General features: G+C 76.2%; 2 protein-coding genes. Both read left to right on the forward strand.

Going from position 1 to position 12984, the window contains the following annotated elements:
* A partial coding sequence (locus tag ACSNOC_RS24520) for a phosphopantetheine-binding protein (RefSeq protein ID WP_436749740.1) occupies positions 1–927 on the forward strand: 927 nt, incomplete at its 5' end.
* A gap of 192 nt (positions 928–1119) precedes the next feature.
* Positions 1120–12984: type I polyketide synthase (locus ACSNOC_RS24525; protein ID WP_436749741.1), on the forward strand; the 11865-nt coding region annotated here is incomplete at its 3' end.

Below are 12984 nucleotides of genomic sequence, written 5' to 3' on the forward strand. Positions count from 1 at the left end.
GGGGTTTTCGGCAGTCCGGGGCAGGGGGCGTATGCGGCGGGCAACGCGTTCCTCGACGCCCTTGCCCAGTACCGGCATGCCAACGGCCTCCCGGCCACATCCCTGGCCTGGGGGCCGTGGGCCGGCACGGAGGGGATGGCCGGCGGTCAGGTGGCCGAGCGCATGGCCCGTAACGGGATCGTGCCCCTGTCCGATACGGAAGGGCTGGCCCTGTTCGACACCGCCACCGCGACCAGCACCACGGACCCGGTGACCGTTCCGGTGCGCCTCGACATCCCCGCCCTCCGCGACCGTGCCGCGACCGCGCCACTTCCGGTCGTTCTGCGGGGGCTCGTTCCGCCGCCCGTCCGCCGGGCCGCCGCGCCTGGAGCGGTCGGGCGCCGGGGGCTGATGGAGCAACTGGCCGGAGCGATGGGGGAGAAGCGGTTCCGTATCCTCCAACGTGCCGTGCAGGCGGAGGTGGCCACGGTGCTGGGGCACGCGTCTGCGGACGCGATCGGGCCCGCGCAGGCGTTCCAGGACCTCGGCTTCGACTCGCTCACCGCCGTGGAGCTGCGCAACCGCCTCTCCCACGCCACCGGGTTGCGGCTGCCCGCGAGTCTTCTCTTCGACCATCCGACTCCCGCGGCGCTCGCCGAGCACCTCGATGGCGCCATACCGGTGGCCCAACGTGCCGACGAACCGTCGCCGTTGGAAGAGGTCGAGCGGCTCGAAGCGGCCCTGTCCGCCCTGGCCGCGCGAACGCGCGCCGACCACCGGACGCGCGGAACGGTCGCGACCCGGCTGGAGAGCCTGCTCGCCAAGTGGCGTGCGGACAAAGCGGAAGCGGACCGCCACACGGACGACCCCCGGGCCTCGGCCGAGGCCGTGGAGGCCGCGACCGACGACGAACTCTTCGAACTCCTCGACAACGAACTCGGTAGCTGACCGGCGGCCGACGCCCAAACCGGCAACCAACGAACCGCGGATACCCGCAACCGGCAACCGACGACCGCCACTCGCTCACCCCCGCGACACCACCGGGAGGCATCCGGCGCGCCCGCCGCGTGCCCGCCCGCCGCATCCCGCTGGCCCCCAGACCCTCGGCACGCCCTCGGCCCGATGAGGAACCGATCACGTATGACTGACGACAGCAAGCTCCGCGACTACCTCAAGCGCGCAACGGTCGATCTGCGGCAGGTGCGTCAACGCCTGCGCGAGGCGGAGAGCCGCAATCACGAGCCCATCGCCATCGTCGGCATGAGCTGCCGCTACCCCGGCGGGGTCACCACGCCCGAGGAGTTGTGGAACCTCGTCGCCGAAGGCCGCGACGCGATAGCGGGGTTCCCGACCGATCGCGGCTGGGATCTGGACGCCCTCTTCGCCCCCGATCCCGAAGCGGCGGGCACGAGTTACGCACGGGAAGGCGGATTCCTGTACGACGCCGCCGAGTTCGACCCGGCCTTCTTCGGGGTCGGGCCGCGCGAAGCGCTCGCGATGGACCCCCAGCAGCGGCTTCTCCTCGAAGCCGCCTGGGAGTCGGTGGAACGCGCCGCGATCGCGCCGACCGCGCTACGCGGCTCCCGCACCGGCGTGTTCGTCGGCGTGATGTACCACGACTACGTGTCGCGTCTTGCCCGCCGACCCGACAACCTCGAGGGATACATCGGTACGGGGAATTCGGGGAGCGTCGCCTCCGGCCGGATCGCCTACACCCTCGGGCTCGAAGGCCCGGCCGTCACCATCGACACGGCGTGCTCGGCCTCGCTGGTCGCCATCCACCTGGCCGTTCAGGCCCTGCGCCAGAACGAGTGCGAACTCGCGCTCGCCGGCGGGGTGACCGTAATGGCGTCGCCGAGCACGTTCGTCGAGTTCAGCCGCCAGCGCGGGCTCGCGCCGGACGGCCGGTGCAAGGCGTTCGCGGCGGCGGCCGACGGAACGGGGTGGTCCGAGGGCGTCGGCATGCTGCTGGTCGAACGGCTCGCGGACGCGCGCCGCAACGGGCACCCGGTGCTCGCCGTCATCCGGGGCTCGGCCGTCAACCAGGACGGCGCGTCCAACGGCCTGACCGCCCCCAACGGGCCCGCCCAGCAACGCGTCATCCGGCAGGCCCTCGCCAACGCCCGCCTCGGCACCGCCGACATCGACGCCGTCGAGGCGCACGGCACCGGCACCGCCCTCGGTGACCCGATCGAGGCCCAGGCGCTGCTCGCCACCTACGGCCAGGACCGACCCACCGAACGCCCCCTGTGGCTCGGATCGTTGAAGTCGAATCTCGGGCACACCCAGGCGGCAGCGGGCGTGGGCGGCGTCATCAAGATGGTGCAGGCCATGCGCAAGGGGCTGCTGCCGCGCACCCTGCACGTCAACGAGCCCACCCCGCACGTCGACTGGTCCGCCGGCGCGGTCCGGCTCCTCACCGAACCGGTGCCGTGGCCGGAACAGGAGACCGGCCGCCCGCGCCGCGCCGCCGTCTCCGCCTTCGGCGTCAGCGGCACCAACGCGCACCTCGTCCTGGAACAGCCGCAGGAGGAACACGCCACCGCCGGTCCGGACGAGGACGACCGCCGGCCCCTGCCGGTGGTCCCCTGGCTGCTGTCCGCCCGCGACGACGACGCTCTCGCCGCCCAGGCCGCGCGGCTGCGCGACCATCTCGCAGCGCACCCGCACCTCGATCCGGCCGATGTCGGGTTCTCCCTCGCCACCTCGCGCGCCGCGTTCGCGCACCGCGCCGTGCTGTTCGGTCCCGCCGCGCGGGACAGCGAGGCATGCGGCACCGGGACGGCAGCAGCCGCTCTGTCCCGGCTGGCCGACGATGCCTCGGCGTCCGGCATCTCCCTCCCGTCCGGCGGCGCCACGCTCGTCCGGGGCAACGCGGAACACGCCGCCGCCCGCCAAGTCGCGTTCGTCTTCCCCGGCCAGGGCTCCCAGTGGCCCGGCATGGCCCTGCGGCTGATGGACGAGTCCCCGGCGTTCCGCGACCGGCTGCACGCCTGCGCCGACGCCCTCACCCCGCACATCGACTGGGCGTTAACCGACGTGCTGCGCCAAGTGCCGGGCGCGCCCGGACTGGAGCGCGTCGACGTCGTGCAACCCGTCCTGTTCGCCGTCATGGTGTCCCTGGCGGAGCTGTGGCGCTCGCACGGCGTCCGCCCGGCCGCCGTCGCCGGGCACAGCCAGGGCGAGATCGCCGCCGCCTGCGTGGCCGGCGCGCTGTCCCTGGACGACGCCGCCAGGGTGGTGGCCCTGCGCAGCCGGGCCCTGACCGCACTCGCCGGGCAGGGCGGCATGATGTCCGTCGCCCTGCCGCTGGGCGACCTCGCCCCGCGCCTGGAGCCGTGGGGCGAACGGCTCTCCGTCGCAGCCGTCAACAGCCCGTCCTCCGTGGTGCTTTCCGGCGACCCCGAGGCCCTGCACCGACTGCGTGACGAACTGGCCCGCGACGAGGTGCGCGCCCGCCTGATCGCCGTGGACTACGCGTCGCACGGGCCGCAGGTCGAGGCGGTGCGCGACCGGATCCGCGCCGATCTGGCGGGCATCGCGCCACGTTCCGCCCCCGACGTGCTGTTCTACTCGACCGTCACCGGGGAGCCGCTGGACACCGCCGAGTTGGACGCCGACTACTGGTACCGGAACCTGCGGCGGACCGTCCGGTTCGAGGAGGTCACGCGGGCGCTGGTCGGTGACGGGCACGGCGCGCTGATCGAGATGAGCCCGCACCCGGTGCTCACCGTCGGGATGCAGGAGACGCTGCACGCGATGGCGAGCCCGGCCGTCGCGCTGGGCACGCTCCGCCGCGACGAGGGCGGGCTCGACCGGTTCCTGCGGTCGGCCGCCGAGGCATACGTCAACGGTGTCGCCGTCGACTGGGGGGCCGTGTTCGCGGGGACCGGCGCCCGCACCGTTCCGCTGCCGACCTATCCGTTCCAGCGGCGCCGGTTCTGGCTGGACGCGCCGCCGGGTGCCGGGGACGCGGCCGGGCTCGGCCTCGCGGCGGCCCAACACCCCTTGCTGGGCGCGGTCGTCACCCCGGCCGACGCGGACGGGCTGCTGCTGGCCGGGCACCTGTCGGCGCGCACCCACCCGTGGCTGACCGATCACGTGGTGCTGGACACCGTGCTGCTGCCGGGCACGGCGTTCGTCGAACTCGCCGTCCAAGCGGGCGATCATGTCGGCTGCGACCGGCTGGAGGAGCTGACGCACCAGGCGCCGCTCGTCCTTCCCCCGGACGGCAGCGGCAGCGGCGGCGTCGCCGTGCAGGTGTCGGTCGGCGGGCCGGACGCGTCGGGGCGGCGCACGGTCGGCGTGTGGTCACGGCCGGACGACGCGCTGCCGGACGCGGCCTGGAGCTGCCACGGCACGGGCGTACTCGCCCCGGCCACGGGGGAGTCGGCGGACGGGCCGGGGTGGGACGGCGCGGACGCCTTCACCGTCTGGCCGCCGCCGGGGGCGGTGGCCGTCGACCTCACCGATTTCTACGACCGGCTCGCGGAGCGGTCGTTCGACTACGGCCCGGCCTTCCGCGGGCTGCGCGCCGTGTGGCGGTGCGGCGACGACGTGTTCGCCGATGTCGCCCTGCCGCAGGGCGTGGACGCGGCCGGGTTCGCACTGCATCCCGCGCTGCTCGACGCGGCCCTGCACGCCGTGGGGTTCGGGCCGCTCGGTGACACGGAGGGCGGACGGCTGGCGTTCGCCTGGGAGGACGTCCGCCTGCACGCCACCGGGGCAACGGAGTTGCGGGTGCGGCTCGCCCCCGCCGGACAGGACCGGGTGGCGCTGACCGCCGCCGACGGAACGGGCCGGGCCGTGCTGTCCGTGTCCGCGCTGACCTTCCGCACGGCCGCGCCCGAGCAGGTGCGGGCCGCCCGCGCCGCGCGGCACGACGCGCTGTACCGCGTCGAGTGGTCGCCGCTGCCCGCCGTGCCCGCGCCCGCCCCCCGCGACGCGTACCGCTGGGCCGTCCTCGCCGATCACGACGGACTCCGGGCGGCGGCACGCACGTTGCGCGCCGCGTCCTACCCCGACATCACCGCGCTCGCGGAGGCCGCCGCCGCGCCCGGCGCCACCCCGCCCGACGCGGCGCTGGCCGAGATCCCCCGCGCGGCCGGGAACGGCGGCCCGGAGTCCGCGCGCTCCACGGCCCGGCAGGCGCTCGCCCTGATCCGCGCCTGGCTCGCGGAGGAACGGCTCGCCCCGGCACGGCTCGTGCTGCTGACCCGCGGCGCGACACCGCCGAACGCCGCCGGCCTGGGTCATGCGGCCGTCTGGGGTCTGGTCCGCTCCGCCCAGTCCGAACACCCGGACCGCATCGTCCTGGTGGACCTGGCGAACGACCAGGACCAGGACCAGGACGCGGAGCAGGAGCGATCTGACGACGGCCTGTACGGTGCGCTGGACGTCGCCGTGACCGCCGCCGTCGCCCGCGGCGAATCCCAACTCGCGCTGCACGCCGATGACGACGGCGCGTACGAGGCGCTCGTGCCGCGCCTCGCGCACGTTCCCCGCGACGTCCCGGCCGAGGAGACCGGCGAGACGGCGGCGCCGAAGCGGCCGGTGTTCGACCCGGACGGCACCGCGCTGATCACCGGCGGCACCGGTGCCCTCGGCCGCCTGGTGGCCCGCCACCTCGTCACCGCGCACGGCGTCCGCCACCTGCTGCTGACCAGCCGCCGGGGCCCGGAGGCCGAGGGCGCCGACGCGCTGCGCGACGAACTGGCCGCGCTCGGCGCGGAGGTGACCATCGCCGCCTGCGACGCCGCCGACCGGGCAGCACTGGCCGACGTGGTGAACGGCATCCGCCGCGAACGGCCCCTGACGGCCGTCGTGCACGCCGCCGCCGTGGTCGCCGGGGGCCTGGTGGAGTCGCTCACCGACGACGAACTCGACCGCGTGCTGCGGGCGAAGGCCGACGCCGCCTGGCATCTGCACGAGCTGACCCGCGCGTCGGCGGGCGGCGCCCCGCCCGTGCTGGTGCTGTTCTCCTCCCTCGCCGGGGTCGTCGGCGGCGCCGGGCAGGGCGCCTACGCGGCGGGCAACGCCTACCTCGACGCCCTCGCCCACCACCGGGCGGCCGAGGGACTGCCCGCCGTGTCCCTCGCCTGGGGCGTGTGGGCCGAGCGCGGCGAGCAGACCCGGCTGGCGGCCACCGACCTGGCCCGTATGGCCCGTTCGGGAGTCGCGCCGCTGCCGGTGGACGAGGCGCTGGCACTGTTCGACACGTCGCTGACCGCCGCCGCGACCGACCCGGCGCTGGTGCCCGTCCGCCTCGACTCCGCCGCGCTGCGCGCCCGGTCGGACGTGCCGGGCGGACTCCCCGCGCCGTTGCGCGGACTTGTCCGCACTCCGCCACGCCGCGCCGTCGCCCGGAACGACGCGGAGCCCGGTGACGCGGGCGCGGCCCGGCGGCTGTCGTCGCTGCCGCCGGACGAACTGCGCGACCATCTGCTGGACATGGTGCGCGCCCGCGTCGCCGCCATCCTCGGCCACGACGCGGCCCCGGAGTCCGCCGCCCACACCGTCGCGCCCGGACGGGCGTTCCGGGAGCTGGGGTTCGACTCGCTCGCCGCGATGGAGCTGCGCAACCGGCTGAACGCGGCCACCGGGTTGCGGCTGCCGCCCACCGTCGTGTTCGACCACCCCACGCCCGCCGCCCTCGCCGCGCACCTCGCGACGGCCATCGGCGGCACCCCGAACGCGACGGATGCCCGCAATGCCCTGGTCCCCACGGGCGCCCGACGCGCCCCGGCGGCCGACGGCACGCCCGCCCGAGCGGGCGGGGCCGCGCGCCCGGACGACGACCCGATCGCCATCATCGGCATGGCCTGCCGCTTTCCCGGCGACGCGCACAGCCCCGAGGCACTGTGGCGGCTGCTCGCCGACGGCGGCGAGGCCATCACCCCGTTCCCCGCCGACCGGGGCTGGGATCTGGACGCGCTGTACGACCCGGACCCCGGCGCGCCCGGCCGCGTCACCGTCCGCGAGGGCGGATTCCTGCACGACGCGGGCGAGTTCGACCCGGAGCCGTTCGGCATCTCGCCGCGCGAGGCCCTCGCCATGGACCCGCAGCAGAGGCTGCTCCTCGAAGTCACCTGGGAGGCCGTCGAACGCGCCGGCATCGCCCCGACCGCGCTGCGCGCCACCCCGACCGGGGTCTTCGCCGGGACCAACGGCCAGGACTACACGGCCGGTCTGGCCCAGCCCGGCGGCGACGGCCGGGCCGCTGCCGACGAGGGCCATCTGCTCACCGCCAACTCCGCCGCCGTGCTGTCCGGCCGGATCGCCTACACGCTGGGCCTGGAAGGACCGGCGATGACGGTCGACACGGCCTGCTCGTCCTCGCTCGTGGCCCTCCACCTGGCCGCGCAGGCGCTGCGGCGGGGCGAATGTGCCCTCGCGCTCGCGGGTGGCGTCACCGTGATGGCGACGCCCGGCGCGCTCATCGGGTTCAGCCGCCAGCGCGGCCTGTCCCCGGACGGCCGCTGCCGCGCCTTCTCGGCCGACGCCGACGGCACGGGCCTGTCCGAGGGCGCGGGCGTGCTGCTGCTGGAACGGCTCTCCGACGCGCGCCGCAACGGGCACCCGGTGCTCGCCCTCGTGCGCGGCTCGGCCGTCAACCAGGACGGCGCGTCCAACGGCCTCACCGCCCCCAACGGCCCCGCCCAGCAACGCGTCATCCGCCAGGCCCTCACCGACGCCGGGCTGACTCCCGCCGACGTGGACGCCGTTGAGGCACACGGCACCGGCACCGTGCTCGGGGACCCGATCGAGGCCGAGGCACTGATCGCCGCCTACGGCCAGGACCGCCCGGCCGAACGCCCGCTGTGGCTGGGCTCGGTGAAGTCGAACCTGGGCCACACGCAGGCCGCCGCCGGGGTGGCCGGGGTGATGAAGATGGTGCTGGCCCTGGAACACGAGGAGTTGCCCCCGACCCTGCACGCCGGGCAGCCGTCCCCGCACGTCGACTGGTCGGCGGGAACGGTCCGGCTGCTGACCGAGCCGGTGCCGTGGCCGGAGCAGGACAACGGGCACCCGCGCCGCGCCGGGATCTCCTCGTTCGGCGTCAGCGGCACCAACGCCCACGTCATCATCGAACAGGCTCCCCAACTCCCCGCCCCCGCACCGGAGACGGGCGACGGAAACGACGACCGCGACGGTGACACGTCCGCGCGGTCCGTCGCGGTGCCGTGGCCGCTGTCCGCGATGACACCCCGGGCGCTGCGCGCCCAGGCCGCGCGGCTGCACGCGCACCTCGCGGGCGAGACGGCGCCCGCCCGGCACCCGGCCGACACCGGCCGCGCCCTGGCCACCACCCGCGCCGCGCTGCCGCACCGGGCGGCAGTCGTCGCGACCGGGCGGGACGCGCTGCTGGCCGGGCTCGCCGCCCTCGCCCGGGGCGAGACCCCGCCCGGAACCGTCACCGGAACGGCCGCGCCCGACGGCCGGGTCGCGTTCCTGTTCGCCGGACAGGGCGGCCAACGCGTCGGCATGGGGCGTGACGTGTACGACGCCCACCCGGTGTTCGCCGAGGCGTTCGACGAGGTCTGCGCCGCGCTCGCGCCGCACCTCGGCACCACCGGACGGCCACTGCGCGACCTCCTCTTCGGCACGGGCACGGGCACGGGCGAAGGCGAAGGCGCAGACGACGGCCACGGCAACGGCCACGGCCACGGCAGCGGTGACGGTGGTGGCGGTGACGATCGCGGCGCGTTGCGCGCGACCGGCTGGGCCCAACCCGCCCTGTTCGCCCTGGAGGTGGCGCTGTTCCGGCTGCTGCGCTCCTGGGGCGTGCGGCCCGCGCTGCTCACCGGCCACTCCGTCGGGGAACTGGCCGCCGTCCACGCCGCCGGGGCGCTGCCGCTCCCGGACGCGGCCCGCCTGGTGGCGGCCCGGGGACGGCTGATGCAGGCCCTGCCGCCCGGCGGCGCCATGGTCGCCGTGCGGGCCCCGGAGTCCGAGGTGTTGCCGCTGCTGGCCGGTCACCAGGACCGGGTGGGCATCGCGGCGGTCAACGGCCCGGCATCCGTGGTGCTTTCCGGCGAGGCCGACGCGGTCGCGGCGATCGCGGCCCGCTTCCCGCACGCCAAACCGCTCGCCGTGTCGCACGCGTTCCACTCACCGCTGATGGAGCCCATGCTCGCGGAGTTCCGCGCGGTCGCCACCGGCCTCGCCGTCGCCGAGCCCCGCGTGCCCGTCGTCTCCACCGTCACCGGCGAACCGCTGACCGCCGCCGAACTGGCCGACCCCGACCACTGGGTGCGGCACGCGCGGCAGACCGTCCGGTTCGCCGCCGCCCTCGGCACGGTCGCCGCCCGGTCCGTCGCGGCCTGTGTCGAACTCGGGCCGGACGGCGCGCTCAGCACCCTCGCCCGCGACGTCCTCGGCGCGGACGTCCCGGCGATCCCCGTTCTCCGGCCGGGCCGTTCGGAGGACCTGACCGTCACGGCCGCCCTTGCCCGGCTCCACGTGGCCGGGGCGGACGTCGACTGGCAGCGGTACTTCACCGGGCGCGGCGGCACGGCCACCCATGTCGCCCTGCCCACCTACGCCTTCGACCACAGGACGTACTGGCTCGCCACCCCGCCGCCCGGTGGCGCGGCCACCCGGGCCGCCGCCTCCGCCGACCCGGCCGACCCCGCCGAGTCCGCGTTCTGGGAATCCGTCGAACGCGCCGACGTCGCCGCGCTGACCGAGCAGCTCGACGTGCCCGGCGACACCCCGCTCGACGCGCTGCTGCCCGCCCTCTCCGACTGGCGACGGCGGCAGCGCGACCGCTCGGCCGCCGACCGCCGGCGCTACCACACGGCGTGGCGCCCGGTCCCCGCCGATCGCAACACCCCGGCTCTCGACGGCACATGGGTCCTCGTGGTGCCCGAGGGCGCCGGCCACGAACCGGCCGTCGCCGCCGTCGAGACGGCCCTGACCGCGCACGGCGCCCGCACCGCGCGGGTCACCGCACGCGCCGGGGACGACCCGGTGACCCTGGCCGAACGCCTCCGGCCCCTGACCGACACGCCTGCCGACACGCTTGCCGACATGCCTGCCGACCCACCGACCGGCACCGAAGCCGGTGCCGGCGCGGCCCCCGGCAGGGTGGGCGTGCTGTCCCTGCTCGCGCTGGACGAGTCCCCCCACCCCGCACACCCGGCCCTGCCCACCGGCCTGGCGCTGACCACGGCGCTGATCCGCGCCCTGGACGGCAGCCGCGCCCGCCTGTGGTGCGCGACGCGCGGCGCGGTCGCCATCGGCCGCTCCGACCGCCTCATCAGCCCGCGCCAGGCCATGACCTGGGGACTCGGCAGGTCGGCCGCTCTCGAACTGCCCGACGTCTGGGGCGGGTTGATCGACCTGCCGGACGGGCCGGAGCTGACCGGGCGGGCCGCGCGGCGGCTGGCCGCCGCGCTGAGCGGCGCCACCGGCGAGGACCAGATCGCCCTGCGCCCCTCCGGTTCCTACGCCCGCAGGCTGGTGCGCGCCCCGCGCGCGGCCCGCGCGGGCGGACCGGCCCGGCGGTTGCGCGGGACCGTGCTGATCACCGGAGGCACCGGCGCGCTGGGCGCCCGCGTCGCCCGCACGCTGGCCCATCGCGGCGCCGGGCACGTGATGCTGACGAGCCGTCAGGGACCGGACGCACCCGGTGCGGCGGAACTGGCCGCCGACATCGAGGCCCTGGGCGCACGCGTCACCGTCGCCGCCTGCGACGTGGCCGACCGCGCGGCGCTGGCGGCACTCCTCGACCACACCGACAACCTCGCCGCCGTCGTGCACGCCGCCGGGACACCGCAGTTCAGCCCCGTCCGGGAGACCGGCCCGGAGGACCTGGCCGCCGTGCTCGCCGCCAAGGTCGCCGGAGCCGCACACCTGGACGACCTGCTGGCCGACCGGCAACTGGACGCGTTCGTCCTCTTCTCGTCCGTCGCCGGCGTCTGGGGCAGCGGCAACCAGGCCGCCTACGCCGCCGCCAACGCCTACCTCGACGCCCTCGCCGCACACCGCCGCGCACGCGGCCTGACCGGCACGGCCATCGCGTGGGGACCCTGGGCCGACGGCGGCATGGCGGGCGGCGCGGACGCCGAAGCGCACCTGCGGCGCCGGGGCCTGCCCGCCATGGCGCCCGGCACCGCGCTCGCCGCCTTCCATCAGGCACTCGACCACGACGAGACGGCGGTCACCGTCGCGGACGTCGACTGGGCGCGGTTCGCCCCCGCGTTCACCATCGCCCGGCCCAGCCCGCTGCTGTCCGAACTCCCCGAAGCACGCGTCACCGACGCGGCGGGCCCGCAGACGGCGACGGCCGCGTCCGCCGCGACGGCCGCCCTGCGCGAACGGCTCGCCGCACTCGCCGCCCCCGACCGCGAGCGCGCGCTCCTCGACCTCGTGCGCGCCGAGGTGGCCGCCGTGCTCGGCCACCCGGACGCCCAAGCCATCGCGCCCGCACGGGCGTTCCAGGAGCTCGGCTTCGACTCCCTGACCGCTGTCGAACTGCGCGACCGGCTGACCGGCGCCACCGGCCTGTCCCTGCCCACCACCCTCGTCTTCGACCACCCCAACGCCGCCGCGCTCGCCGCCCACCTTTCCGCCGCCACCGGCGGCGGGACATCCGCCGGACCCGCAACGGCCCCCGCGGACACGGACGGTGCCCCGGCCCCGGCGGCCGACGAGCCGCTCGCGATCGTGGCCATGGGCTGCCGTTTCCCCGGCGGTGTCCGCACACCCGAAGACCTGTGGGAACTCCTGGCGAACGGCACCGACGCCGTCTCCGGCTTCCCCACCGACCGGGGCTGGGACCTGGCCGCGCTCCACCACCCCGACCCCGAGCACCCCGGCACCACCTACGTCACCGAGGGCGGATTCCTGCACGACGCCGCCGAGTTCGACGCCGCGTTCTTCGGCATCTCGCCGCGTGAGGCCCTCGCCATGGACCCGCAGCAGCGGCTGCTGCTGGAGACCGCCTGGGAGACGCTGGAACGCGCCTGCCTCGACCCGGCCGCCCTGCGCGGCTCCCGCACCGGCGTGTTCGTCGGCTCCGGCCACCAGGGCTACGGCGCCGGGCTGACCGCCCTCCCCGAGGGCGTCGAGGGCCATCTGCTGACCGGGAGTTCGAGCAGCGTCATGTCCGGGCGCATCGCCTACGCGCTCGGTCTGGAGGGCCCGGCCGTGACCGTGGACACCGCCTGCTCGTCCTCGCTCGTCGCGCTCCACCTGGCCGCGCAGGCGCTGCGGCAGGGCGAGTGCACCATGTCCCTGGTCGGCGGGGCGTGCGTGATGTCCAGCCCCAGCGCGTTCGTCGAGTTCAGCCGCCAGCGCGGGCTCGCGCCGGACGGCCGGTGCAAGCCGTTCGCGGCGGCGGCCGACGGCACCGGCTGGGGCGAGGGCGTCGGCATGCTGCTGGTCGAACGGCTCGCGGACGCGCGCCGCAACGGGCACCCGGTGCTCGCCGTCATCCGGGGCTCGGCCGTCAACCAGGACGGCGCGTCCAACGGCCTGACCGCCCCCAACGGGCCTTCGCAGCAACGCGTCATCCGGCAGGCCCTCGCCAACGCCCGCCTCGGCGCCGCCGACATCGACGCCGTCGAGGCGCACGGCACCGGCACCGCCCTCGGTGACCCGATCGAGGCGCAAGCGCTGCTCGCCACCTACGGACAGGACCGACCCACCGAACGCCCGTTGTGGCTCGGATCGTTGAAGTCCAACATCGGCCACACCCAGGCCGCCGCCGGAGTCGCCGGGGTCATCAAGATGGTCCTCGCGCTCCGCAACGGGCTGCTGCCGCGCACCCTGCACGTCAACGAGCCCACCCCGCACGCCGACTGGACAACAGGCGCGGTGCGGCTGCTGACCGAGCCCGTCCCGTGGCCGGAACAGGAGAACGGCCGCCCGCGCCGCGCCGCCGTCTCCGCCTTCGGCGTCAGCGGCACCAACACCCACGTCATCGTGGAGCAGGCCCCCGCCGCCCCCCAACCCCCGGAAGCGGCACCGGACATCGCCGTGCGGGTGCTGACCAGGGCG

Source organism: Streptomyces sp. URMC 129 (assembly GCF_051386415.1).
In the GTDB taxonomy this organism is placed as follows: Bacteria; Actinomycetota; Actinomycetes; order Streptomycetales; family Streptomycetaceae; genus Streptomyces.